The organism is Paenibacillus sp. GQ49, assembly GCF_059759055.1.
On record NZ_JCAXEL010000025.1, the window covers coordinates 1 to 23,871 of the forward strand.

The 23,871-nt window shown below is 46.8% G+C and carries 26 protein-coding genes and 1 riboswitch; of the genes, 5 read left to right on the forward strand and 21 right to left on the reverse strand.

Features of this window, described 5'->3' with window-relative positions; all coding sequences use genetic code 11:
- Window positions 1-440: 440 nt before the first annotated feature.
- The 6 genes from AC6CIF_RS28055 to AC6CIF_RS28080 all read right to left on the reverse strand — a co-directional run bounded on the left by AC6CIF_RS28055 (window position 441) and on the right by AC6CIF_RS28080 (window position 6,121).
- Window positions 441-1,661 (reverse strand): TraB/GumN family protein, encoded by a 1,221-nt coding sequence (locus AC6CIF_RS28055; RefSeq protein ID WP_498202375.1) that lies wholly within the window; start codon window positions 1,659-1,661, stop codon window positions 441-443.
- 145 nt (window positions 1,662-1,806) lie between these two features.
- A complete protein-coding gene (locus AC6CIF_RS28060; protein WP_498202376.1) occupies window positions 1,807-3,102 on the reverse strand; it encodes an ABC transporter permease in 1,296 nt (431 codons plus the stop codon).
- The gene (locus tag AC6CIF_RS28065; protein WP_036668607.1) at window positions 3,095-3,997 is read right to left on the reverse strand and encodes an ABC transporter ATP-binding protein; all 903 of its coding nucleotides are present in this window, start codon (window positions 3,995-3,997) and stop codon (window positions 3,095-3,097) included. The genes AC6CIF_RS28060 and AC6CIF_RS28065 overlap by 8 nt, the downstream gene beginning before the upstream one ends.
- 20 nt (window positions 3,998-4,017) lie before the next feature.
- A complete protein-coding gene (locus AC6CIF_RS28070) occupies window positions 4,018-4,914 on the reverse strand; it encodes an ATP-binding cassette domain-containing protein (protein ID WP_076215484.1) in 897 nt (298 codons plus the stop codon).
- 14 nt (window positions 4,915-4,928) lie between these two features.
- Complete coding sequence (locus AC6CIF_RS28075; RefSeq protein ID WP_036613231.1) at window positions 4,929-5,318, reverse strand: GntR family transcriptional regulator; 390 nt, start codon at window positions 5,316-5,318, stop codon at window positions 4,929-4,931.
- Between the two features lie 89 nt (window positions 5,319-5,407).
- Window positions 5,408-6,121 (reverse strand): hypothetical protein, encoded by a 714-nt coding sequence (locus AC6CIF_RS28080; protein WP_076215682.1) that lies wholly within the window; start codon window positions 6,119-6,121, stop codon window positions 5,408-5,410.
- 209 nt (window positions 6,122-6,330) lie between these two features.
- On the opposite strand from AC6CIF_RS28080, the gene AC6CIF_RS28085 reads away from it, so the two are divergent.
- Window positions 6,331-6,660: a hypothetical protein gene (locus AC6CIF_RS28085; RefSeq protein WP_091018642.1), complete on the forward strand. Its 330-nt coding sequence runs from the start codon at window positions 6,331-6,333 to the stop codon at window positions 6,658-6,660.
- A 110-nt stretch (window positions 6,661-6,770) separates the two neighbouring features.
- On the opposite strand, the gene AC6CIF_RS28090 is transcribed toward AC6CIF_RS28085, so the two are convergent.
- The 9 genes from AC6CIF_RS28090 to AC6CIF_RS28130 form a co-directional block, all read right to left on the reverse strand.
- Complete coding sequence (locus AC6CIF_RS28090; protein ID WP_498202377.1) at window positions 6,771-7,142, reverse strand: hypothetical protein; 372 nt, start codon at window positions 7,140-7,142, stop codon at window positions 6,771-6,773.
- Window positions 7,143-7,284: 142 nt separating this feature from the next.
- Window positions 7,285-7,749 carry a DUF420 domain-containing protein gene (locus AC6CIF_RS28095; protein WP_036613174.1) on the reverse strand — a complete coding sequence of 155 codons (465 nt, stop codon included), beginning with the start codon at window positions 7,747-7,749 and terminating at the stop codon, window positions 7,285-7,287.
- Window positions 7,750-7,783: 34 nt separating this feature from the next.
- Window positions 7,784-8,707: a cytochrome c oxidase assembly factor CtaG gene (gene ctaG / locus AC6CIF_RS28100; protein ID WP_498202378.1), complete on the reverse strand. Its 924-nt coding sequence runs from the start codon at window positions 8,705-8,707 to the stop codon at window positions 7,784-7,786.
- Between the two features lie 108 nt (window positions 8,708-8,815).
- Window positions 8,816-9,136, reverse strand: a complete 321-nt coding sequence (locus tag AC6CIF_RS28105) for a cytochrome C oxidase subunit IV family protein (protein ID WP_036613178.1) — start codon at window positions 9,134-9,136, stop codon at window positions 8,816-8,818.
- Between the two features lie 3 nt (window positions 9,137-9,139).
- Window positions 9,140-9,766: a cytochrome c oxidase subunit 3 gene (locus AC6CIF_RS28110; RefSeq protein ID WP_047840264.1), complete on the reverse strand. Its 627-nt coding sequence runs from the start codon at window positions 9,764-9,766 to the stop codon at window positions 9,140-9,142.
- Window positions 9,763-11,613 (reverse strand): cytochrome c oxidase subunit I, encoded by a 1,851-nt coding sequence (ctaD, locus tag AC6CIF_RS28115; RefSeq protein ID WP_371129104.1) that lies wholly within the window; start codon window positions 11,611-11,613, stop codon window positions 9,763-9,765. Before ctaD ends, AC6CIF_RS28110 begins: the two co-directional genes overlap by 4 nt.
- Before the next feature lie 71 nt (window positions 11,614-11,684).
- Window positions 11,685-12,737: a cytochrome c oxidase subunit II gene (gene coxB, locus AC6CIF_RS28120; protein WP_047840266.1), complete on the reverse strand. Its 1,053-nt coding sequence runs from the start codon at window positions 12,735-12,737 to the stop codon at window positions 11,685-11,687.
- A gap of 565 nt (window positions 12,738-13,302) precedes the next feature.
- On the reverse strand, window positions 13,303-14,064 hold the full coding sequence (map, locus tag AC6CIF_RS28125; RefSeq protein ID WP_498202379.1) for a type I methionyl aminopeptidase: 762 nt from the start codon (window positions 14,062-14,064) through the stop codon (window positions 13,303-13,305).
- A gap of 133 nt (window positions 14,065-14,197) precedes the next feature.
- A complete protein-coding gene (locus AC6CIF_RS28130; RefSeq protein ID WP_017690840.1) occupies window positions 14,198-14,386 on the reverse strand; it encodes a hypothetical protein in 189 nt (62 codons plus the stop codon).
- A gap of 399 nt (window positions 14,387-14,785) precedes the next feature.
- Between AC6CIF_RS28130 and AC6CIF_RS28135 the strand changes: the two genes are divergently transcribed.
- Together AC6CIF_RS28135 and AC6CIF_RS28140 are read left to right on the forward strand one after the other, a co-directional pair.
- Complete coding sequence (locus AC6CIF_RS28135; RefSeq protein WP_076215507.1) at window positions 14,786-15,061, forward strand: transposase; 276 nt, start codon at window positions 14,786-14,788, stop codon at window positions 15,059-15,061.
- A gap of 197 nt (window positions 15,062-15,258) precedes the next feature.
- Window positions 15,259-15,597: a DUF4870 domain-containing protein gene (locus tag AC6CIF_RS28140; protein WP_498202380.1), complete on the forward strand. Its 339-nt coding sequence runs from the start codon at window positions 15,259-15,261 to the stop codon at window positions 15,595-15,597.
- Between the two features lie 96 nt (window positions 15,598-15,693).
- Here the strand turns inward: AC6CIF_RS28140 and AC6CIF_RS28145 are convergent, their stop codons facing one another.
- From AC6CIF_RS28145 to AC6CIF_RS28155, 3 genes are all read right to left on the reverse strand, one after another.
- Window positions 15,694-16,785: a DUF418 domain-containing protein gene (locus tag AC6CIF_RS28145; RefSeq protein WP_498202381.1), complete on the reverse strand. Its 1,092-nt coding sequence runs from the start codon at window positions 16,783-16,785 to the stop codon at window positions 15,694-15,696.
- 457 nt (window positions 16,786-17,242) lie between these two features.
- Window positions 17,243-18,604 carry a nucleobase:cation symporter-2 family protein gene (locus tag AC6CIF_RS28150; protein ID WP_498202382.1) on the reverse strand — a complete coding sequence of 454 codons (1,362 nt, stop codon included), beginning with the start codon at window positions 18,602-18,604 and terminating at the stop codon, window positions 17,243-17,245.
- Between the two features lies 1 nt (window position 18,605).
- Window positions 18,606-19,193, reverse strand: a complete 588-nt coding sequence (locus AC6CIF_RS28155; RefSeq protein WP_036613196.1) for a xanthine phosphoribosyltransferase — start codon at window positions 19,191-19,193, stop codon at window positions 18,606-18,608.
- 297 nt (window positions 19,194-19,490) lie between these two features.
- Window positions 19,491-19,590: riboswitch (purine riboswitch) on the reverse strand.
- A 270-nt stretch (window positions 19,591-19,860) separates the two neighbouring features.
- Between AC6CIF_RS28155 and mscL the strand changes: the two genes are divergently transcribed.
- A complete protein-coding gene (gene mscL / locus AC6CIF_RS28160; protein WP_036613199.1) occupies window positions 19,861-20,355 on the forward strand; it encodes a large conductance mechanosensitive channel protein MscL in 495 nt (164 codons plus the stop codon).
- Between the two features lie 241 nt (window positions 20,356-20,596).
- On the opposite strand, the gene AC6CIF_RS28165 is transcribed toward mscL, so the two are convergent.
- Window positions 20,597-20,899 (reverse strand): hypothetical protein, encoded by a 303-nt coding sequence (locus AC6CIF_RS28165; RefSeq protein WP_017690846.1) that lies wholly within the window; start codon window positions 20,897-20,899, stop codon window positions 20,597-20,599.
- 79 nt (window positions 20,900-20,978) lie between these two features.
- Here AC6CIF_RS28165 and AC6CIF_RS28170 point away from each other — a divergent pair, with 79 nt between their 5' ends.
- Window positions 20,979-21,674 (forward strand): NUDIX hydrolase, encoded by a 696-nt coding sequence (locus AC6CIF_RS28170; protein ID WP_498202383.1) that lies wholly within the window; start codon window positions 20,979-20,981, stop codon window positions 21,672-21,674.
- Window positions 21,675-21,942: 268 nt separating this feature from the next.
- Here AC6CIF_RS28170 and AC6CIF_RS28175 read toward each other — a convergent pair whose 3' ends face one another.
- Both AC6CIF_RS28175 and AC6CIF_RS28180 read right to left on the reverse strand, forming a co-directional pair.
- A complete protein-coding gene (locus AC6CIF_RS28175) occupies window positions 21,943-22,749 on the reverse strand; it encodes a TrmB family transcriptional regulator (RefSeq protein ID WP_101315035.1) in 807 nt (268 codons plus the stop codon).
- Between the two features lie 73 nt (window positions 22,750-22,822).
- Window positions 22,823-23,638 carry a zinc ribbon domain-containing protein gene (locus AC6CIF_RS28180; protein WP_498202384.1) on the reverse strand — a complete coding sequence of 272 codons (816 nt, stop codon included), beginning with the start codon at window positions 23,636-23,638 and terminating at the stop codon, window positions 22,823-22,825.
- Between the last annotated feature and the right edge of the window lie 233 nt (window positions 23,639-23,871).

Genomic DNA, 23,871 nt, shown 5'->3' on the forward strand with positions numbered 1-23,871 from the left:
ATTCATTCTGCAAGCAGAATGTTCACTCACTCGTTGTTCAGTTTTCAAAGATCAAACTTGTTTCGTTACCGAATGTCGTTCTCTTCAGCAACTCTTATATAATATCATGTCCGAACCAACTTTGCAAGCTCTTTTTTTTAAGTTTCTTTCGAAGCTTATTTCATTTGCTTGCCGCACCGTGTATCTCGTGTTTTTTTTGGCCGGAAATAGAATATACCATGTAGAACACACACTTGTAAAGAGTTAATTTCAAAACATATCAAATCCACGATCTAACCATATTGAGGACCTGCAATCTACAATGAACTCTTAGGTTCAATTGTGTTATCCTGCAGCTTGATCTTCTTTATTAAATCTGTCTTTCTTCTATATAATAAGAAGGTAACCCTCTCAACTCTTATATTCGAGACGAAAAGGTTACCTTCTATAGTAATCTATATTTATTTCCGTTCTACTTTATATCCTTTATCCTCAAGCAGTTTCACGATGCCGTGATCGCCCAAGTAGTGTGCCGCACCAACAACAATGAAATACTCCTCACCTTTGCCGTTTTTCAAGTAACCATCGATTTTGTCCGCCATACCAATGTTACGATCAACCAGCATTGCTTTGTTATATTCCTCGTTAGTGGAGAAGCTGTTTGTCAGTTCAAGCAGTTGCTCGTCATTACCCGTTTTCCACATCTCAGCCATTTCTTTCACACTGTTATCCAGCACGTCGAAGTTTTCGATTGTCGCTTTCAGTGTTTCCTCTTGTGTTTCTTTGGAAAAGTCGTTAAACATACCAAGTTGAGATTGATAACTCTCCAACTCAATAACTGGAAGTTTGCGCTCGATCGCTTTCTGGATGAAATACAGATCCACTCCTGCTGACGCTTCGTATCCTGCCGTTGTGGACTTCAAACTTGCAAGTGTACTCTCTACTACCCAAGGCTTAAATGCATCCAAGGCGTTAGACTCCAGACCATTTTTCTTCAATACATCACCCAGCTTAGTATACGTTTCACTGGAGATGTGGTCTTTCAGTGTTGTTCCATCTTGATACGAACCCAGACTTAGAACCAGCTTTTGCTGATCTTCATCAGCGGCTTTGCTAATATCAATCTCTACCCCGAGATAGTCAGCTTCCGCAAAGGCTTCTTCAAACTCCGGACGCAATGGATAGAAGCTCTCATCCGCAATATGCATGGACCCTACCAGATAGACCGTGTTGCCATTGCTTTCAACTTCCCACATGAATCCACGTCCACCGGTTTGAGCAGTTTCGGTTGTTCCACCTTTGGATACCAACAGCACCGTGCGCGTTGCAGCATCCCAGCGAACTTCGTAACCTGCTGCATCACCAACGATGCGGATTGGCGCATACGTTACACCGTTGATCCGTGTAAGCTTGCTTTTGAGTGTAATCGTTTTGCCATCTACTACAGCCGTGATCGTATCATCTGTCGCAGTTGTTAGCTTCACATCCATAGCATCCAGCGTAGTCCGCAGTGGAACCAATGTTGTACCTTTCTCCAGGATCGGCGCTCCTGTAGCATATTTCACAGCTTGGTCATTAACCTTGACAGAAGTTCCTTGTGGAGCAGCCATAGCTGGCACTGCAGAGGCAAGCAAACCTACTGAGATGGTAAGAGATAAGAGCATGCGTTTCCAATTCTTCATATTATGTAATCTCCTTTATTAATATAGTTGCCAATCCAATTTTTAATAGAATAGACATACTTAGATACTACGGTTAAAGATGGGAATTGGTGCCACTCCAAAACGGAGCAGCACTTATCCAATCCCTCCCCTTCAAACACTCAACCTAGATCTTATATGCCTTCATGGCTTTGAACAATTCCTTAAAGGTCGGACGTTTACCGTACATCAGCACACCTGTGCGATAGATTTTGGCTGCAAGCCATCCGAAGATGATAATGGATACGATGAGAATCGCTAAGGACGTTAGAATCTCCCAAGTTGGCGCAACTCCTGCGCCGATTCGTACCAGAATCGCGGTCGGCGACGTGAATGGAATGAAGCTTGCGATTTTCAACAAGAGAATGTTCGGCGTAGAAATACTGAAGATCGCAATATAGAAGGAAACAAGCGACAACATCGTAATCGGCAGAACAGCCTGACCGAGTTCTTCAGTACGGCTTACCATTGAACCAATGGCAGCAAACAACACGGCATATAGGAAGTAACCCAGAATGTAGAATATGAGTCCGTACACAATAACCGCAATATTCACATCACTTACACTCATATTGAAATCACCTAATACTGCACGGTTATGCGGCAGCAAGATATTTCCGGCAACCACCGCTCCGAAGATCCCGATTTGCAGCATCCCCACCATGAAAATCCCGATGATTTTACCAAACATCTGACTGAGCGGTGATACACTCGTAATCAAAATCTCCATAATACGTGAGCTCTTCTCAGCTGTGATCTCGGAGGCAATCATGTTACCTGTCATCATCGTTGAGGTAAACAGCAGGATGATCAGCAAGTACACTACAATATAGTTAATCGGGCTCATTGCACCTTCAGACTCAGTACCTGCTCCGCTCTCATCTGTACTCAAACTTTGCTCGGTGAGCTTCACAGGTGTTGTAATCAGTTCCTTCTGCTCCGCTGTGAGTACATCCTTCACAACCACATCCAGCTTCACACTCTGTAATGCAGCTTCGATGGATGCAATGATATGAGGTGAGACGTCTTCTGCTGAATATAGAATGGGCTGCGGGAACTCTTGCCCGGAAACAGCTTCAAACTTCAGATAACCATCGGTAAGCCCTGCTTCCACATCCGCCGCAAGAGCAACTTCATCTTTGTCACCACTGGCAATGAATCGATAGGCCTGATCTCCTTGAGCCGCAGAGAAGCTCTCCAGTTTCTCGGAAACTTCAGGCTGCCCTGTACTCAAAAGACCAATATTTACAGGATTACTGCTTGAAGCTCCACCAATGGAACCCCCATTAAATAAGGTAATGAAATACGGGACATTGAGTCCGATTGAAATTAAAAGTGCAAGTACAATGGTCGTCACCATGAATGATTTCGTTTTAACTTTGTTTTTAAATGTAAAACCCGTAATCGTTCCCATTTTATTCATTCGACTCACCTACCTCACGAATAAAGATTTGGTTAAGCGTTGGTTCCTTCAGTTCAAAGTGTTCCACTGTCGTCTGGGTCATGGCTGTTCTCAGAATCTCTTGAGCCGCTTCCACCTGACTAATATGTATCAGGTAACCGCGCTCATTCCGCTCGACTTTCTTTACACCAGACAACTGTTCGAGTCCTTCCACACTACCAATCGTACCCAGGAATACCTGTTCACGCGGATACCGACTCTTGATCTCCTTGATCTCTCCTTGTACGACCGTGTTGGAACGATGCAGAATAGTAATCTGACGACACAACTCTTCAACGTGCTCCATACGGTGTGTTGAGAACAGGATTGCTGTACCTTCGTCACGCAATTCTTTGACGGTGGACTTGAGTAATTCCACGTTCACAGGATCCAGTCCACTGAACGCTTCATCCAGAATGAGAATCTGCGGTCTATGCACCACAGCAGCGATAAAGCCCATTTTCTGCTGATTACCTTTGGATAACTCCTCAATCTTCTTATCGTAATACTCAGGTACCTCAAACCGATTCAGCCAGTACTTGAGGCTCTGATCTGCGTCCTTGCCATTCATGCCACGAAGTCGTGCCAGGTAATTAATCTGTTCGCTGACTTTCACCTTCGGGTACAATCCGCGCTCTTCCGGAAGATAACCCATAATCTGTTGCAGCTCCGTATTATAGGGCTTGCCGTTGTACAGGATATTCCCTCCGTCCGGGTGAATCAGTCCGAGCACCATGCGCATTGTTGTTGTTTTACCTGCACCATTGGCTCCGAGCAGTCCGTAAATCTCCCCCTCTTTTACATTGAGCGTGACTCCATTAACGGCTGTTTTGTCTGCATATTGCTTGACGACTTGCTTCAATTCCAATCGGTTCATCATTTATCGTCTCCCTTCGGTTATTTCCACTGTACGGGTGCATACCCGGCAATCCAGAATGCCAGCACTTCATCCAATTCCAAGTTACGGATTTTCAATACTCGGTTATTCGACAGCTCCAGCCTTTCCTGCGCTTCGCTGACCCGGGTTGTAATTACGCGAACCAGACCTCCCTCTTCCAAAGAAGATTCAACAACACCGGGGATACTCTCTGGCCTTAAGTCTCCTTCATACCAGACTTCCTTCCACTGATCGAGCACCATATCTTTCTCAGCCATCCCCAGTGACTGACCACGGTGCATCAATACGATGTAATCCGCAAGCCTTTTGACTTCGTCCGCAATATGTGTGGCAATCAGAATCGTGGTGTCTCCCCCCGCCATGAAGGTACGGAACTGCTCAACCATCACTTTCCAGGCAAAGGGGTCCAGTCCTGATGAAGGCTCATCCAAAAGTAATAGTCTTGGGCGAGCTGCAATTGCAGCTGCAATCTCAAATTTGCGCCGTTCTCCCTTGGACATCTTGTTCAGCTTCACATCAACAGGTACTTCCATATCCTGAATCAGTTGGTCAAACAACTTCATATCCCAACGTGGGTACCAGTACGCCCGGAAATGGGCTGCTTCTTGTGCTGTTATCCGGTTCTCTTCCACACCAGCGTTATCTGCCACAAAACCAATCTGTTGTCTCAGTTCAATGGGAAGTGGCCCATCATGTTCCTGACCAAACCATATAATCTGCCCAGCATCTGGCAGCACCACTTGCTGCAACATGTTAAGAAGAGTGCTTTTGCCTGAACCGTTGTGACCGAGAATAGCCACTATATACCCTTCCGGGATGGTCAGATCAATTGGGCCAATAACTCTGCGTTTTCGCATTTTGGATACGCCATTCAACTGGATTGCTATGGGTTCCACGTATGAATCACTCCCTACTTCACGTAAATAGCCTTCAGGACTTCCCGGAACAGGCTCTCCATCTCTTCTTCCGTACAGCCTACCGATTTCCCAGACTGCACCGCTGCCTGCATCGCTTCTTGTGCGGCCTTTAATCTATAATTTTCTCTGTCGCCGGCTTCTACTTGGGCCACAAATGTACCTGTCCCCTGCTTCGTACGAAGCAAGCCTTCATTCTCCAGATCCTGATAGACCCGTCTAACCGTAATAACACTGCAATTCAGTGCTCCGGCGAACTCACGAATGGACGGCAAATGTGTTCCCTCCCCCAACTGACCCGTAATAATTAACGATCTTAACTGATTTTCAATTTGGTGGTATAAAGGTTCAGCGCTATTTTCATTAATTTGAATGGGTATTTTCACATCTTGCACCTCGCCCTCCGGTACACTCCAGTCTGTTACCTGACCGTGCCGGTTTCATCCTGTATTCGTACATAAGCTCAATTCTCATTTTAATTCAAATCCCGATGAACCAGCTTCTTCAGCGTAAAACGACTAGACAGCCATAATCCCGCTACGCCAGCTACCAGAGAAATCCACATGATCGGGGAAAGCAGCCCCCATGATTTACTTCCATCCATCACAATCCGCAAGCCGTAACTGCCTGACATTCGAATCAGTATGGATATGCCAATGGCGATGGGTATAAAAAGCGTACTGAGAAGCAAGTATTTCTTGCCACTGTTCAGAAACTCTCCGTAAATATAGAATCCTGTTACCAATAGGCCATAACCTGTACAGGTAAGGCTAAAGGCCAGATACTGATCCCATCGGAATCCTTCGGCATGAAGGTTAACCACGTATAACGATCCGTAGAAAAAGATTCCATTGTACGTAAACGCCATCAGAGACTGCTGTAGCCTGGACCACATCACCACTTGTTCAGGGATGGGGATTCTGCGATAGTAGGCCAGCATCTGCGTATAAGAATCTTCGTGTATGTAACGGAAGGAGCGCCTGCAGAACATAAACCCTTGAAATGGCAACATAATCAAAAAGAAGGAATCCACTACTGGATTAATGAAATCTGTCTGTTGTTGTCCTACTAACATCACACCGCTCATGCCGCCAGTGTATATCATGAATATTGCAGACCATAGCCATTGGAGCTTATCCTTACTCGTCTGGCTACGGGTCAACCACCACGCCTGCTTCCATTCGTTCATATGCATGCCTGCCTTTCACCTTTCACTCACTCATCTTGCTTACTGTGTTCACTGTGTTTACTGTATATATCAATATACACAGTATACAGACCTATTTCTCATCCCGTCAACCCCTAATTTTCCTGAATCAGGAAAACGGGATGGGACACAGTACCAATTTACGTTAAAATAAATTATAGTAACGAATCAAAGAAAGGAAGGTTACAGCTATGGATTGGCTGGTAGAGATCGGATTTGTCCTCCTTTTCCTTATCGTCGTAATATGGTTGGTCCTCCGGGATGAGCCTCATCGTCATTCTGCCAAAAAAGGCAGACACCGCATCCGCCGTAACAACGGTTATACCGACTCTGCTTCGGGATATCCGGTCATTACAGGAGATGACTCCTATGATCGACATTCCAGACACACACCGGATCACAAACATCATGAGTCGGATTCTTCATCAGACACACATTCTCATCACAACAGCGATAGTGGTAGCAGCAATGACAGCAGTGGAGATAGTGGCGGCGGAGACAGTGGGGGTGGCGGGGATTAAACATCATTCCCCAATCACAAAAGAAGGGCTGTACCCGTTATTGTGTAAACACAATTCGGGTACAGCCCTTTGCCGCTCTCTAGCACCTGTTAGAAGAAGAGGCCTTACGATTAAACGAGGTTGTAGCCACTAGGCAGACTGCGATCCCTGCGGATTGCGCGAATCTGAGCCAGCGTTAACCGTTGATTGGTGGAGATCAAGGATTCCACATCATTGCCACGGATCAGATCATCCAAATCTCTCAAGTTGGTGTTGCCACGGAAGACACGGAATCCACCTTGAAAGTTAGGACGCGTAAACACAACCAGCGTTGCATTCGAACTTGTTGAGAAAAAGCGCAGGCTCTCCACCCCATCCAAAATATTGTCAAGGTTGCGGAGCCCCGTATTGCCACGATAAATGCGGCTTCTCCCTCTGTAGTTCTCTTCGGAATACACGGTAAGACGTGGATACGTTTGACTGACATTGACTGTTTTTGTCATTTTGTTTCCCCCTCTCGAACTCATCCTATGAATGAATGAGAGAGGAAGCGTGGACGAATCGTCTATTAGATTCGTCCATTTTCATATTTTCAGAAGGTTATAGTGACGCACGCCCGAGTAGCCGGAGGTTATATCTATACTTTTATACGCCGAGGATAACTTCCCATACCGGACGTGTATGACCACCAGGATATAAGAGATATAAAAGAACATACACGACAACACCTGTTAGCGCTGATCCAAACCAGATCATGGACGTGAACTTGCCCCAGCGGCGATGTGTTCCGAACTTCTTTTTGAAACCCAGCACCAGTGTGGAGATGCCGAATATCGCTGCCACGGTAGCGAGGATAATATGAAAGATCAGAAATATCCGATAAAAGATCTCCAGATCCGGGTCCCCGCCCCAAGCCGTATTACCCACGAACACTGTACGAGACATATAGATCACAAAGAAGATTAGAGCTGCAATCGCACCTGCTACCATGGCGGACTGATGAGCCTCACGTTTACCCCGAATAATCAGTACCCATCCAATCCCCACCAGTACTGCACTAATCACAATGAAAGAAGTACTGATCGTTGGTAGCCAAAAATACATATCCATCGTGTGTTCCCCCTCTTGTCAGAACATTACTTCATTATTTGGCAGCCGGATTGAGCGGCCCCCCTGCGCCCCCTGCAGGATACGTATCATCATCATCTTCCTGCTTCTCTTTCCGATACCATTGGAAAAAGACATAGGCCAGCATGGAGGCAAAGATTCCTTCCTGAATAAACTTCATGACAATGCCACCGACCTGCTGATCTTCTTTCGCAGAAGACAGGAAGTTGAAGAACGCAGGCCCACCGAATGAGCGAAGTAACGCCGTAGAATCTCCAGACACACAATACCGCATTGCTTCAGCCCATACTGCCGGGTTGCTGTACGTTTGATACAACGGCTCGGCCGCAAAAATAATCAATCCACACGCAGGCGTGAGCAGTACCATATTCAGAAAAATAAAACCGATCTTGGATAACCCCGATGCTTGTCTGCCTTCTGGCAATGGATTCAGCAATGTCCACCACATGAGCATCGAGGTGATGAACAATGCAATATAATACAACCGGTGAACGGTAAAATTCAGCATGACGTAATCATGTACAATCGGTAAGTGATACAGCGAGAACAGCCCGTTAAAGAGCACTGCCGCAACGATTGGATGAGCCAGGAACGATAGCTGGCGTGTAGGCAACCAGCGTACGATTCTGCGCCATACCCAGATCGGCAAGCCTTTCATCATCAGCGGTGGGGCTACCAGATAGGAGAACGCCATGCTCACCATGTGGAAGCTAAACATCACGTGACCAAGCAAATTAAATGGTCCAGCTTGAGCCAGATACAGGACAAACAGCCCTGTGATAAACATGATTTTCTGTGCAGCAGTCGCAGGTTCTGCATCCTTTATTTGCTCGCTTAACGGTCCCACAAGCACCAAATAAGCCGCAGCAATGATCAGAAATAAAGCCAATATAAGCGGACTCCATAAGTCGTTGAAGCTAAAATATTGCAACCCGAGCATACGGGAAACCTCCCCGTGACCTGATTTGGTTGTTGCCTTCATTACTTTGTGAAGATTCATTCGCCAAAAAGGGGAAAAGACGGCGGCAATGCGCCGCCGCCATCTCTTTTACCACCAGACCCAATAGAGTGCCATAATGATGCACGTAAAGGCTACAAAAAAGCCAAAGGCCATGAACAGAATCGGCATCAAGTGCCCTTTGTCCTTCAAGTGCATCCAATAACCCAATTGAACGAATACTTGAAGAATAGCCATGACGAGCAAAATAATAATGATAAAGGTTGTGTTGACCCCTCCGGCAGAAGCCGCCGCAAACGCAATCAGCGTGAGAATAATGGAGAAGATAAACACCACGACGTGTTTCTGTGGCCCTTCCGTCCGGTGACGGTGTTTCACAGGCTGTTGATCTGTCTTATCCTGTGCCGACATGTGCTACCCCACCTTTCCGAGCAGGTACACGACCGTAAAGATGAACACCCAGACCACGTCAATAAAGTGCCAGTACATTGCGGAGACGTATACTTTAGGTGCGGTTACGACCGTCAATCCTTTTTTGAACAGCTGACCGATAATGATTCCGATCCACACAATACCAAAAGCAACGTGGGCTCCGTGGAACCCGACCAGTGTATAGAATGCTGAACTGAATGCACTCGTGGTCATGCCAAATTCTTTATGTTTCACATACTCGTAGAACTCGTAAATTTCCAGTGCGAGAAATCCCATACCCAGTACTACCGTGATGCCAAGCCACAACGCCAATGCATCTCGCTTGCCCTTATGCATGGCCTGAATCGCAAATACACTTGTCAAACTACTGACCAGGAGAATAAACGTTGCAGCGGCCACAAGTGGCAGGTGGAACAGTTCATTCGCCGTAGGTCCATCATTGGTTTGGCCACGAAGAGCCAGGAAGGTAGCAAAGAGTGTACCGAACAGTACCGTCTCGCCGCCAAGGAACAACCAGAAGGCGATAAGCTTGTTACGGCCTTCCAGCGTTGCTTTCTCCGGTTCATGTGGCAATTTGTCGTTCACCGGTTCGGCATGTGAGGTTGTCATGTTCTAGCCCCCTTCTCATCCTGATCCTCCGGTTCAATATGCCAGCCATGATCATCATAAAGTGAACGAAGTGCCATTGCGCCAAATGTGATTACGAGACCAATAATAACTACAATATAATTGTTAAAAATGACATTCATAAATGCATTACCAAATTCATCCTTGCTGAACATCAAGCCAAGTCCGGCGATAAAGATACCTACTGACATTACAAACGGCAACGGCGTTGCTGAAGGCATATGAATCGAACCTACAGGTTCTGCCGGTGTCATCTCCGTATGTCCTGCCATTTTTTCCTTCCAATATGCATCAATTCCGCGTACCAGCGGCGTCTGCTTGAAGTTATATTCCGGCGGCGGAGATGGAATAGACCATTCCAGTGTACGGCCATCTTCCCACGGATCGTTTGGCGCGCCAGCCGGTTTTCTCATTGTGATTACGATGTTCACGAGGAACATGATAACCCCAACACCCATTAGAAACGCACCGACGGAGCTGACCAGATTGAGCAGGTCAAAGTCCTGATTCGGCAAGTATGTAACGATCCGGCGCTGCATCCCCATCAGACCGAGGAAATGCTGTACAAAGAACGTTAATTGGAAACCGATCATAAATGTCCAGAACGTCCATTTGCCCAGTGTTTCACTCAGAATACGTCCGAACATCTTCGGCCACCAGTAATGCAGTCCCGAGAACAAGCCGAGCACCAGTCCCCCTACAATAACGTAGTGAAAGTGGGCTACAACAAAGTACGTATCATGGAACTGGAAATCCGCTGGAGCAGATGCCAGCATGACGCCTGTAACGCCACCCATAACGAAGGTTGGAACGAATCCAACAGCAAACAGATTTGCCGCTGTAAAGCGGATCTGTCCACCCCACATCGTAAAGAGCCAGTTAAAGATTTTGATCCCGGTAGGTACGGCAATCAACATCGTGGAGATGGAGAAAAGCGCGTTGGCTACATTACCCAGACCTGTTGTAAACATGTGATGCGCCCATACCATGAAGCCCAGGAAGGCAATCAGGATGGTGGCAAATACCATGGAGCTGTATCCAAACAACCTTTTACGCGAGAAGGTCGGGATAACCTCCGATATGATACCAAATGCCGGCAAAATCAGAATGTATACTTCCGGGTGCCCGAAGATCCAGAAGATGTGCTGCCAGAGTACCGGGTTACCGCCACCTGCTACATCGAAGAAATTCGCTCCCAGTATACGGTCAAACGTCAAAAGTACAAGCCCTACCGTGATGGCAGGAAAAGCAAAAAGGATAATGGCAGATGTAATAAATGTCGTCCATGTAAACATCGGCATCCGCATGTAGGACATGCCTGGAGCACGCATTGTAATAATCGTTGCGAGAAAGTTAATGCCCCCGATGAGCGTTCCCAGACCCGCGATCTGAAGGCCGATGGTGTAGAAATCCACACCATGCGTTCCACTGTACTCACTGCCCGAAAGCGGCGTATATGAGGTCCAGCCCGCATCCGGTGCTCCGCCCATAACCCAGCTCAGGTTCAGCAACAATCCACCAAACAGGAACGTCCAGAAACCCAGCGCGTTAAGAAACGGGAAAGCAACGTCCCGTGCCCCAATCTGCAAAGGCACGACAGCATTCATAATGGCAAAAATAAGTGGCATGACACCAAGGAAAATCATCGTTGTTCCATGCATTGTAATCAATTCGTTGAAGACCTGTGCCGATACAAAATCATTCATAGGCTTCATCAGTTGAATCCGAATCAAAATGGCTTCAATGCCGCCGATTCCAAAGAAAAATCCACCCGCAACCAAATAGAGAATAGCGATTTTTTTGTGATCGACGGTGGTGATCCAATCCATCAAGCCCCTGTACCTCTTGACGCTATGCGCATGAGCCAAGGTTGTGTACCCCCTTCTTCGTCCTTGCTGTTCTATTCATAGTCCAATTTGTAGTTGGCCAGATATTCGGCAATTCCGTCGATTTCTTCATCCGTCAACCCAAGATCTTTGGGATTCGGCATGGTATTGCCCGGCTTCACGGATTGTGGATCATGGAGCCATTCTTTCATGTTATCCAGCACCGGACTACCTTCTTCCTGTCCCTCGCGAGAATTCAGCAAAATGCCTGCGACAGATTCCTTGCCGCCGATTCCCGTCAGGTTAGGTGCAACCGGTCCACCTTGATCACCAACAGCGTGGCAAGAAAGGCAGTTTGTTTTGAACTTTTCGGCCAATTGAGTGTCTTCAGGAAGGACTGCGGGTGCTTTCATCTGGTTCACCCATCTGTCAAAGGATTCCTGACTCACTGCTTTTACCTTAAACTCCATGAAAGCATGCGATCTGCCACATAATTCGGCACATTTACCGCGGTAAACGCCTTCATTCGGTGCAGAGAAACTGAACTTGTTAAGTGTTCCATCCGGGTTTGTGTCCATTTTGCCCGCAAGTGACGGCACCCAGAAGGAGTGAAGCACGTCAGCGGTTTTTAATTCGAATGCGATTTTTGTTCCGGTCGGGATGATGAGATCTTGAGCGGTGGTTACGTCATATTGAGGATAAGTGAATTCCCACCAGTACTGATGCGAGGTGACTTGGACCTTAAGTGCATTTTTGTCATTGGACAGATCTTCGCCTTGGGCAAAAATCGTTTGGACCGTCGGTACTGCCAGAACAATAACCAGCAATAACGGAATGGCTGTCCATATTACTTCCAGCTTGAAATTACCCTCAACCTGTTCGGGCATCTCAGTCTGCCCGGCTCGTCTACGAAACCGGATCAGAACATAGGCCGCTATGGCGAATACAATGATGAGCACCACGATCATAATCGCGATGGATAACTTCATCAGATCATATTGGCCTTGCGCTACAGGACCCTGAGGTTTCATTACCGACAAGTCTTCCCGCCCGCATGCGGATAGCAGCAAAGAGAACACCGCCAGCAAGGGGAGAATTCGCTTTGCAACCTGCCACTGTTTCATCATTGATCTACCCCACTTTTTTACGTTTTCGTAGATTACCGTTGTCGTTCGGTAGAAAGGCAACAAAAGGTACGTTTCAGCACGATACGCATAATCCTCTTCATCATACAGAACGCTTACAAAAATAACGCTTCCAGTACTCCCGTGATTTCCTGCTCAGGGCATGTCTGCGCATTCTTCCAATTCATTCTATATGCTTCAATCACTTATTAAATATAAGTTGAGGGTATGATTTTGTCAATCTTTGGACACATGTTCACAAATTGTTCACTTTATGTAAAAAACCGCTCTGCAACTTGATTTGCAAACGATTTCAGTTAAAAGTATTACACTCTACATTTGAAAATTTTTGCCAAATTTCGGTGATAAAACTCGATTTATTGGTGATTTTTCTCACATTGAAAACATGTGTTATTATGCAAAAAAAAGATCAGAATTTATGGAAAACCTCTTCCATATCCATTCAGAAGACATGCCAATCGCTCCATACCGCTATCTTCAAGCTCAAAACAGCATGGAGCATGTCGGAGAAAGTTCAACTCAAGTCCTCTTCTTCACTGACTTCATCTCACGTGCCATCGGTCAGAATCAAGGGGCCATTCCCAGTAATCGCAACCGTATGCTCATACTGGACCCCCCAGCTGCCATCTACCGTCCTTACCGTCCATCCATCTTCATCCCACACAACGGCCCCGGAACTGCCTTTTGTAAAGATTGGTTCAATCGTAATAACCATGCCTTCTGTCAGCATCGTGCCCGTTCTGCGTTTGCCATAAGGCAACACATTTGGGGGTTCATGAATATATTGACCAATTCCATGACCAATGAGAGGCTTCACAATACCGTACCGATGCAACCTGGCTGTTCGTTCAATGGCACTTCCAATATCTCCGAGTGTATTTCCTGGAACTGCCTGGGCAATCGCCCGCTCAAGGGCCTTCTCCGTTCGTCTCATCAGCTTGCGAATGGATCTGCTTGTTTCGCCAATTCCATATGTCCAGGCCGAGTCAGCAAGCCAGCCGTCTTTGTTCACCACCATATCGATGGTCACTACATCCCCGCTCGCCAGCTCCTCTTCCCCAGGAAATCCGTGGCAAACCACTTCATTAACAGAGGCACACGTCGCGTACGGATATCCTTTGTACCCTTTTTGCTCCGGTGTGGCTCCTCGTGCTGCCAGAAACTCTTCCACCCGCTCATTAATCTCTGCTGTCGTGATACCGGGGATCATCCACTGCTCAATATGCTGGTGACAACTTCGCAAAATTCGTCCAGCTTCCCGCATGTAGCCAATCTCTTCTTTGGTTTTCAAAATAGGGTCCACATGCATTCATCCTTCCCGCTGTAGGTGTACTCCCATATATATGCAACAGGAACGCAAAAAAAACCGCCTGCCGGAGCTTATCGCCCGGGAGACGGTTCTATTCATTATCGGAACAGTATAATCAGAGTTGTGTGTTGTTTCAGGACACGGAAGAATCCATCTTGACAAGCTCATGCTCCACCACAGAAGTCAATTCTTCCTCGTATCCACCCGTAATCCGGTATTTTCTCACGTACTCCTTCACGAATTTTTTTGGATCTTTAGGACGGAAAATCCGAGTCATTTCCCTCAAACTTTCTTTGACCTCATTGTGACCTTTCGTTGCCATTGTAATTCCCTCCCAAAACGTTGAAAGTGAATGCTCCGTTTAGAGAATGCCGAATAAGTCTTAAATGCCATCCATGAAGTTGTGTGCGCGGCTTAAAGCAAGCTTTAGGTCGGGAACCTCGCTAGAAAGCAAGTACCTGACACTATAAATACCCGATATGATTCGGAATGAATCATAATCTTATTGTAGCATATTCGGAAGTATCTTACGACTTGACGATTTCCTCTAATAAATATAACGGTTTTCATGCCCAAAAAGTTTAATTCCGAATCATATGTTATGAATGCCGCCATTCTATACGGAATTAATATATCCAGCATAACACTGAACTATTCGGGGGATATTATCACGGACAACCCATACAGTTAAATTACTGGTATCCAAAGGAGGCGTCGTCTCATGGACCGCAAAGAACAGGATATGCTGCCCCTTTCGCATGAAAAGGTGGAAGTAGACGGAGTTTACATTAACGAAGCCGGACGTGAGGAACATCTGCACCGGGGGCAACACTTCCCGGCTGACCCCGTTCTAGGCAAGTCGGAATGGAAACTGACCGAATATGCATTTGATAATCATCATGAAGGAAGAACCGATGAACGTTTGGTTCCCAAAGAAAACGACACCGATAAAAAAGGCAAGATCGACAGCCCACGCAGACAGTTTCAGGGTGGGTAGTGATTATTTTTGTTAGAAGTACCGAATTCTTCATCCGGACTGGGGCAGATCATGCTGTAACTCAGCTGATCCTGTCCCTGTTTCATGTTTTTGACTGTTCTTTCACTCCATCCTATTATAGGCAAATAAATTCATCGGTTCAGTTCTGTCCACCTCCCTCATAACCTAGTTAAAAAGGTCAAAGGAGGCTGGACCGGATGTCCCCCATGAAATCATCTAGCGGTCTGGATGAAAATATTTCTGGCATGCTTTGTTATCTGTTTACCTTTGTAGGAGGAATTGTCTTTCTCGCTGTGGAGAAGCGGAGCCGGTTTGTGCTATTCCATGCGCTGCAATCTGTAACGGTCTTTGGCATCATTATGGTCGGGCATGTATTATCAACTTTCCTTCCGTTGTTCGGACCACTGGTGGCATCGCTGTTATCCCTGCTTGGTGTAGTGGTCTGGCTTATTATGGTCGTTACCAGCCTGCAGGGGAAATGGCTAAAACTGCCGTGGGTTGGCGATTTTGCAGAGAAACAGTTACGTCATCTGTAACTTCAGGCAGAAGGTATACGTGTTCCAAAAAGAAAAGACGATCCATTTCCGTTCAACCGGATGTGGATCGTCTTTGATTATAACGAGGGAAACGAGTCAACCTCTAGCCCTTGTGTCATGAACACGTGGCTCAGAATGCTTTTTACGGATCGGAATGAAACTTAGATAGGTACCACATCTCCATACCCATTCCAGCGGCCCATACTGGAACCAGCGCATCCACAGATTACTCGCGATGACTTGTACAATAACCATGCCAATGCACACAAGGGTAGACACCGTATACGATACAGCAGCATCTGCAAATATGAGTTGGTATACCACCAACAAAATGATGGTCTGTGCAATATAATTGGTCAGGGCCATTCGTCCGAATGCATGCAGGGGACTTAACATTTTGGCAAAGGTCATGTTCTGGTTCAATCTCAGTAATGTACTTAGATAAAAGATGGATACCACCGGACCAATCGCCACACCGATATGTTCTAATCGAAAAGCGGCATCCATATTGGCTTGCTCAGCGGCAGGCAGGCTCGCACCAATCACTTCGTATAGAAATGGACTCATCGCATCCGTAGGAGCAATCCACCACATGATACCGATCCCCACAATAGAAGCGATGAATGAGATGAACCAGATTCTGCCCAGATACGGAAGTCCTTTCTGGATCTTCTCCATCAGTTGATATTGGCCTGCAGACAATCCCAGTATAATTAAAAAAGGAATCGTTAGCATTTTGACACCTATCGCGGCGGCTGCAATAAATCCCACCACACCGATCACCAAATTCACAGTTCGAGGTGCCCAATATAACGGAATGACAACCAGCCCTATGATGGCATAAAGAAATAAAGCTTCTCCAGACTGATACTGTTGATGAATATATCCCAGCGCTAATAAAATAAGCATCCTGCGGATATAGAGAAACAGCTTGGTTTGACCTTTGGCAGCTGACCGGCTTAGAAAAAGATAAAATCCAAGGCCAAATAAAAAACAGAAGATATCGTAAAAACGTGCCTCCACCAAAAAATATAATGCTCGTTGGATCCAAAAATCTACACGAGTATCCGGCTTCAACATAACCCACAATGCCAATATATTTACGAAAGGTAGACCTATCAAGGAAAACCCTCGAAACAAATCCAGAAACTTCATTCGATCTTGTTTTAATACAGGTTGATAATTCATCGTTCCTCCCAGTGAAATTATTGTTATGTAATCAAAAAGCGATTGGATCGCTTATCTCGTGGGTGTATATCCCCGTGCATGATAACAGTCTATCCTTCATACAACATGGCTTGCCATCGAATTAGGTGAATAACTTCTTACATCCGGCATAAGGTCTTGTTCCCGTATTGTTCCTGTACAGCGGCACATTGGACGCTATGCTGATGATAAATAAAATAAAAAAACACCGAAGACACGACTCTGTTGAGTCTGTATCTTCGGTGTTTCGCATCTAAAAGTGTCTCTTTCATTTGTTCATGTGATTGAATATTCATAGCATAAATGATGTATGTCATAAATCATTCACGCTGTATATCACCATGATTAACCTGATTCAGTATTTATCTTGTGAATCGTCTATTTATAACAGTTAACATAACAATCCTGCTGGATGATAAGCCTGGCCTACTTCGGCTAATTAAGCTGACTTGCCCGTCTCTCCAAGGATGGCATCTGCCTGTTGTTCAGCCATTTTGGCGGCTGTTTCCTTGGTACCCAGACCGTTAAACAGCAGGTTCATGAAGATCGCTGTGAAACTGCCTGCAATGATACCGTTACCGAGCATAATCTGAGCCCAAGCCGGTGCACCTGCGAACAACTCAGGCACAACGGTAACCCCAAGCCCCATACCTACAGAACAAGCGATGACAAACAGATTCTCATGTCGGTTCAGATCGACCTGACTGCCGATAATCCGAATGCCTGATGATACCACCATGCCAAACAAGGCCACCATGGCTCCGCCAAGTACTGCCCCTGGAACGAGCTGTGCGAGGGCTGCAATTTTGGGTACAAATCCAATGACCACCAGGATTCCACCAGCCACCACAATGACATCACGTGTCTTCACACGTGTCATCTGTACCAGTCCTACATTTTGCGAATACGTTGTATACGGGAATGAGTTGAAAATACCGCCTAACACTATAGCCAGACCTTCCGCACGATAACCACGGGCCAGATCCTTGGAGGACAAGTCCTTGTCCAGGATTTTGCCAAGAGCCATAAATACACCTGTGGACTCGGCCACGCTGACAATCGCCACCAGAATCATCGTCAGAATAGGTACAATCTCAAACGTCGGTCTGCCGAAGTAAAACGGCTGAACAACATGGAACCAACTTGCATCGCGAATAGGTGCAAAATTAACTTCACCCATGAACCCTGCTGCCACCGTACCTGCCAGCAGACCAATCAGTACCGAGATGGAACGAATAAAACCTGTAGTGAATCGAGTCATTAAAATGATAAAGAGCAGCACGCCGAAACCGAGCATAAGATTAACTCCGCTGCCGAAATCTTCTGATCCCTGGCCGCCGCCCAGATCGTGGAAAGCAACCGGAATCAAGGTCAAACCGATGATTGTAACCACCGAACCCGTAACCACTGGTGGAAAGAGCCGAATAAGCTTCCCAAAGATTCCGGAGAAGATCAATACAAATAGCCCTGAGGCAATAATCGCTCCGTAAATGGCAGATACTCCACTGTTCATCCCGATTAGGATCATCGGAGACACGGCCTGGAATGCACAGCCGAGCATGACAGGCAGGCCTACGCCGAAATATTTATTTCCCCATACCTGAAGCAATGTAGCCACACCACATGCGAGCAGGTCAATGGCAATGAGATAGGTTAGTTGTTCCTGTGTAAAACCCAATGCGTTACTAACGATCAATGGGACAACGACAGCTCCTGCATACATCGCAAGCACGTGCTGTAGTCCGAGGGAGAACGTTTTGATTGGATGCCGATGCCGTTGAAAAATACGTTCGCGTGCCATATTAGTTCGTGCCCTCCTCGTCCGCAAATGTAACCTGTCCATCCGACAGTGCCCCGATGCGAACCAGCGATTCCACACGGTATCCTGCTTCTTTCAGCAAGCGACCTCCCGGCTGGAATGCTTTTTCAATAACAATACCGATACCGACCACTTCGGCTCCAACCTGCTCCACAATTCGAGCCAGACCAAATGCTGCTTCACCATTCGCCAGAAAATCATCAATGATCAACACCCGATCCCCAGGCTTCATGAACTTCTTGGCAACGGTAATTTCATTCGTCTCCTGCTTCGTGAAGGAGTAGACCTTCTCCACTAGAATGTCTTCCGTCAGTGTGAGCGACTTCTGTTTCCGTGCAAAGATGAGCGGCACGTTCAGCTCCAACGCCGTCATGATGCCCGGTGCGATCCCTGACGACTCAATTGTCAGCACACGTGTGATATTCTCACCTTCAAAGCGGCGAATGAATTCCTTACCCACTTCCTTCATCAAAACCGGGTCCATCTGGTGGTTCAGGAACGAATCCACTTTGAGTACTTGCTCGGACAGGACGATACCTTCCTGTCTTACCTTGTCTTTTAACAATTGCATTGTAATTCTTCCCCCTGAATGCCCTCCGCACAGAAGCTCACATGCTCTTCCAATCGCATGGTAAAAAAGCAAAAAGCCCGCCTTTTCACACGCTGCGGAATAACCGGAGACGGGAAAGACGGACTTGTACGTATATGGACAAGCCGTATGGATGCTGCAAGTGTGCTGGATGGACGATGACAAGATATCAATCCTGTTTTGAGAAACCTCAAACAGTGTAATCGGAAACAGATAAAAACCACTTGAACCTGCTCTTCAGTCAAACTGCCTGAGAATGATCTCATGCCAACCATACAAACATTGCAATATCTTTCCCGTAGTCCGATCATTCCGGTGATCGGGTAGAGACATGCAGGCCTATTCCTGCACATATACGAGTAACGGCATATTTAATTTTTGGCTCCATGATTCGTTACAATGTATGATCGCGAACCTGAATATAAATGGTTAAACATAACTGACAATGTTAGAAGTATACCGAATCGGCGGCGTGAAATAAAGAAGTATTTTCATGGAAATTGCGGAAACTTGTCTTAATTTGCAAACAGGGGGTGATTGCAGCGTGTTTTTTATGTACAATATGAGAACGGAAGCGCGGATCTGAACGGAGAATAGATGGAAACGCGGCCTATATTTTGAATTGAATGATCAAAGGAGATATGCAAACATGAAAGGCGTACTTAACGAATTCAAAGAATTTGCCGTCCGCGGCAACGTCATCGATCTGGCGGTCGGTGTCATTATTGGGGCTGCTTTTGGTAAAATCGTCACATCCCTTGTGAATGATATCATCATGCCCCCGGTTGGAAAACTGATGGGTGGAATCGACTTCAGTCAGAAAATCATCAACCTGGACCGGGATATCAAAACAGCAAACGGACAGGACATCACCACCCTCGCTCAAGCCAACGAAGCTGGGGCTACCGTGATTGCTTATGGTCAGTTCATCAACGTCATGATTGATTTTCTTATCGTTGCGTTCTGTATCTTCATGCTTGTGAAGGGCATCAACTATCTGAAAAGCAAAGAACACAAAAAGCCCGAGCCGCAAAAAACGACCAAGGCTTGCAAGTATTGCCTATCGGAAATTCCAGCCGCAGCTACCCGCTGCTCGCACTGTACTTCAGAACTGGAAGCAGAAGGCACAGGCGCTCTAGCATAATCACAATAAACATTTAAAGACGCACCGAGTTGAATTACGGATCTAAATCCTGATGCGGGGGACAACCTCTTACTTGCTAGGGTTTATGTATGAAAAGCTAGCCATATGGGCTTCATTAACAATGGTTGCGTAGCTTAAAGGTTTGAAGGTTCCACCGTAAAGGTGGGGCCTTTTTTTGTGCCTAACATACATGTATTACATATGCTCCCCCATGAATTTCATTCGCGGCCATGCTCATGAATTAGAAGCGGCGTGGCAGCAAATGCTCCAGGATCGACTTCAGATCTTTATCTTCTTTGTAAACTTCTTCTCCAGTATCAAGCTCTGTCACACGAATATATTCAAAGTTTGCCGAAGCATCCACTGGCTTGAACAACAACTGGGCCTCATCTTCCAAACGTACATTAAATCCCATATCCTTAAACATGCTGCTTAACTGACTGTTAGCCGGTTCCTGACCTTGCCCTACAAATATAAGTCCTCTAAGACTTTTACGTTCCTGAGGTTGCGGATAAATCACCTGAAAGTGTACAATGCATTCCATACGATGGTTCCCCTTTCGTTTAAAACATACTTTGTGAAATTTTGAACTTTAAAATCTGCTATATAAGGAGATACGTTTCATGACCCCAGAACGTTTCGACATTTATGACGATCAGCAAAATTGGATCGGCACTTCACTACGCAGCGAGGTCCATGCCAAAGGATATTGGCACCGTTCATTCCACTGCTGGATCGTGCGTGACGAAGGCGAGCAGCGACGGGTTCTTTTTCAGCGGCGGCGTGATATTAAGGATACCTTTCCCGGATGTTACGACATTACAGCAGCAGGCCATCTTACCGCAGGTGAACAACTGCAAGACGCCAGTCGTGAGCTGGAGGAAGAACTGGGTGTGAATACTCCATTCGAGGCACTAATCTATCTACTCACGGCTACACAGCAGCTCCAAGGAGAGGTGCGTGGTGTCCCATTCATAGATCGGGAATTCAGCGCCGTATATGGATTATGTCTGAACCAGCCGCTCGAAGCCTACGTTCTGCAGCCTAGCGAGGTGGATAGCCTGTATGAAGTGCCGCTGAATGATCTACTCGCTTTGTTTCGTAATGAGATCGACGTCATTCAAGCTACCGGAGTTCAGACTCAGCCGTTGACATCACCGCCACATTCCATCGGTCATAAGGACCCGTCAAGCAGCGATCATGCAGCTAATGAGCCGGAACGTATCGTTCGCGAGATTCGGGCAACGGAATTTGTACCCCATGGTACAGCTTATTATACGGATGTGCTCGAAGCTCTATATCACGTGCCCAAAGAGTGATCATGTAGGATCCTGTTCAACCCGATCCAGTTCAATCGAATGTTCATAGCTTCATTTTCTCAAAAATAGCATAACTTCATACCTTTACTATCGACTTGACTGGAAACAGATGCTGTGACGAACATCACTGTCATATCTCAAACCAGCACAAACAGGCGTCTGCCTTCGGGCAGCGCCTGCTTTATGTACACACGTATTCGTTTCGTCAAGATAGGTACCTATGTGCTGGCATGTTCACTCCATCAGAGGTGATTAGTCGCCGATCTGTCTAGCTCTGGTCACCTTCTCCTGAAGGAGAAGACCAATAACGCGCAGAGAGTTCTTCGTACCGGTGCCCATAGCGGGACTCCAGTTCCTCCCCCATATCCTGTTCCAGTTCGTACAACACCAGCTCTTGAGCAAAATGATTCAGCAGCAGTCCAGTCATCACCGGATGCTCCGTCACCACTGCTTGTGTGGCACAGGATTCACCGCGCATGCCCAGCATGCACCAGCGGCGATCGACCACCAGGGAAAATTTCCGACCATTACCTGTACCATACATAGGCAAACCCGGCCAAGGGACAGGCTGATCAAGCATGCCTTCGCCACCATCACACGACCATAACAGCCGCACACCCCGAGCTTCAGCCTGCTGTAAGTCATTACGCAGCAACTCTGCCTCTTCACGCCAAACGTCTACGACAATCTCATGCTGAGCCTCGGCCAATTCACGGCTCAGATTCTCAAACACATTCTTGTCACCTTCGACGTTATAGAAGACAGGCTTCTCCGGTTCACTCTTGGGCATGCTGCTCTGGACATAATCCAGCGAGGTACGCATTTGATCGGAGATCATACGTGTCATCTCCTCTGGCTTCAGCACACTATACTTCGCTGGTTCCCCCGGACTACACCGCAAGAACCCCCGCTGTTCCAGCCGTTGCAGGGTCGCATATACATTGGAACGGGACACGCCCAGCCGCTTCGCAACCTCATATCCTGAGGCTGATCCCTGACGGGCGAGTTCCACCATAATTTTAGATTCCATCTCGGTAAACCCGAGATGACGCAAATGATGCAGCAGTTGGTCCATATTCCCGTCCCCCCATGCTGTCAGCAACCCGCACTGCCTCACACTGATGCGGCAGTGCTTCTACTGCATCAGATCAGATCTGTTCGGCACCACAGCGCGGGCACCACTTCGACCCTTTGGATAGCTCGGCTGCACAAATCTGACAATTCACCATTTCACGTGATACTTCGGTCTGCACGTCCACCGTGTTCACGATCGGGTTGTTTTCTTTCCAGTAGCGAATGCGTTCGTCCAGTTCCTGTTGACGCTCACGTTCCCGTTGCATCTCTTCGTCTCTGCGACGTTCCCACTCCGCATCAAACGCTTCCTTTTCTTCCTGGGTAAATTCCGTACTGTTATATTCCGATTCCGTTTCCAGATCCGCTATGGACGGAATGACCGTATGATACGGCTCGTCTTCCTCCAGTTCCAACTCAGGTGGCGCATCGTAGAAGTCCGGCTCTGGAGTCTGGGTCTGAGCTACAGCTGCCTCCTGTCTTGCGGCTGTGGTGGCTCCTGCGACTCCTGCTGCTGCTACTTTAGGCGCTGCTGTCTTGAGTTCACCCAACTTGCGTCCGCATTTAGGGCAGAAGTTGGCATCCAGGGAAGCGACGTGTCCACACTCGCACAACCGTTCGTTCTTAAGCTGTGCAATCTTGTTGCGCAGACCATCAATCTCGTCCTGCAATTCGTCGCAGAGCTGCGAAAGATCCACCATTTCTTTTTCCGCACGTGTCATATCCTGTGTCCGATAACCCTCATAGAAGATGCGACCCATATCTGTAAAATGGACTTCCTGTTCCTGTTGCAAGCCCACAATCTGGTTGTTCAGTTTCCCAATCTCAACGGCGTGTTGGGCACGCTCTGTTGCTTTGTTCGCTCCGTCTTTGATGCGCTGAAGCAGTTTCATGACCATTCCTCCTCTGTCCCGTCAAAACCAATATTATCATTTCTATTTAGTAGTAAATTAGCATATTACATCTTTCATGCAAAATGCTCAGGCATATAACTTATACGATATCATGCCAAAAAGTTGCGTAATCTTGTGCAGGTGCCCGTTTTATACCGATACTGGATGAAATCGGGGGCTTTCGTCAAGACCATATGTTCGGGTATAATGAAGCTTTGACCATACTTAACCGC

Coding starts and splice junctions, on each gene's coding strand:
- AC6CIF_RS28055 (WP_498202375.1), bottom strand. CDS start 1,661: ATGAAGAATTGGAAACGCATGCTCTTATCTCTTACCATCTCAGTAGGT.
- AC6CIF_RS28060 (WP_498202376.1), bottom strand. CDS start 3,102: ATGAATAAAATGGGAACGATTACGGGTTTTACATTTAAAAACAAAGTT.
- AC6CIF_RS28065 (WP_036668607.1), bottom strand. CDS start 3,997: ATGAACCGATTGGAATTGAAGCAAGTCGTCAAGCAATATGCAGACAAA.
- AC6CIF_RS28080 (WP_076215682.1), bottom strand. CDS start 6,121: ATGAACGAATGGAAGCAGGCGTGGTGGTTGACCCGTAGCCAGACGAGT.
- AC6CIF_RS28085 (WP_091018642.1), top strand. CDS start 6,331: ATGGATTGGCTGGTAGAGATCGGATTTGTCCTCCTTTTCCTTATCGTC.
- AC6CIF_RS28090 (WP_498202377.1), bottom strand. CDS start 7,142: ATGACAAAAACAGTCAATGTCAGTCAAACGTATCCACGTCTTACCGTG.
- AC6CIF_RS28095 (WP_036613174.1), bottom strand. CDS start 7,749: ATGGATATGTATTTTTGGCTACCAACGATCAGTACTTCTTTCATTGTG.
- ctaG (WP_498202378.1), bottom strand. CDS start 8,707: ATGCTCGGGTTGCAATATTTTAGCTTCAACGACTTATGGAGTCCGCTT.
- AC6CIF_RS28105 (WP_036613178.1), bottom strand. CDS start 9,136: ATGTCGGCACAGGATAAGACAGATCAACAGCCTGTGAAACACCGTCAC.
- AC6CIF_RS28110 (WP_047840264.1), bottom strand. CDS start 9,766: ATGACAACCTCACATGCCGAACCGGTGAACGACAAATTGCCACATGAA.
- ctaD (WP_371129104.1), bottom strand. CDS start 11,613: ATGGATTGGATCACCACCGTCGATCACAAAAAAATCGCTATTCTCTAT.
- coxB (WP_047840266.1), bottom strand. CDS start 12,737: ATGATGAAACAGTGGCAGGTTGCAAAGCGAATTCTCCCCTTGCTGGCG.
- map (WP_498202379.1), bottom strand. CDS start 14,064: ATGCATGTGGACCCTATTTTGAAAACCAAAGAAGAGATTGGCTACATG.
- AC6CIF_RS28130 (WP_017690840.1), bottom strand. CDS start 14,386: ATGGCAACGAAAGGTCACAATGAGGTCAAAGAAAGTTTGAGGGAAATG.
- AC6CIF_RS28135 (WP_076215507.1), top strand. CDS start 14,786: ATGGACCGCAAAGAACAGGATATGCTGCCCCTTTCGCATGAAAAGGTG.
- AC6CIF_RS28140 (WP_498202380.1), top strand. CDS start 15,259: ATGTCCCCCATGAAATCATCTAGCGGTCTGGATGAAAATATTTCTGGC.
- AC6CIF_RS28145 (WP_498202381.1), bottom strand. CDS start 16,785: ATGAATTATCAACCTGTATTAAAACAAGATCGAATGAAGTTTCTGGAT.
- AC6CIF_RS28150 (WP_498202382.1), bottom strand. CDS start 18,604: ATGGCACGCGAACGTATTTTTCAACGGCATCGGCATCCAATCAAAACG.
- AC6CIF_RS28155 (WP_036613196.1), bottom strand. CDS start 19,193: ATGCAATTGTTAAAAGACAAGGTAAGACAGGAAGGTATCGTCCTGTCC.
- mscL (WP_036613199.1), top strand. CDS start 19,861: ATGAAAGGCGTACTTAACGAATTCAAAGAATTTGCCGTCCGCGGCAAC.
- AC6CIF_RS28165 (WP_017690846.1), bottom strand. CDS start 20,899: ATGGAATGCATTGTACACTTTCAGGTGATTTATCCGCAACCTCAGGAA.
- AC6CIF_RS28170 (WP_498202383.1), top strand. CDS start 20,979: ATGACCCCAGAACGTTTCGACATTTATGACGATCAGCAAAATTGGATC.
- AC6CIF_RS28175 (WP_101315035.1), bottom strand. CDS start 22,749: ATGGACCAACTGCTGCATCATTTGCGTCATCTCGGGTTTACCGAGATG.
- AC6CIF_RS28180 (WP_498202384.1), bottom strand. CDS start 23,638: ATGAAACTGCTTCAGCGCATCAAAGACGGAGCGAACAAAGCAACAGAG.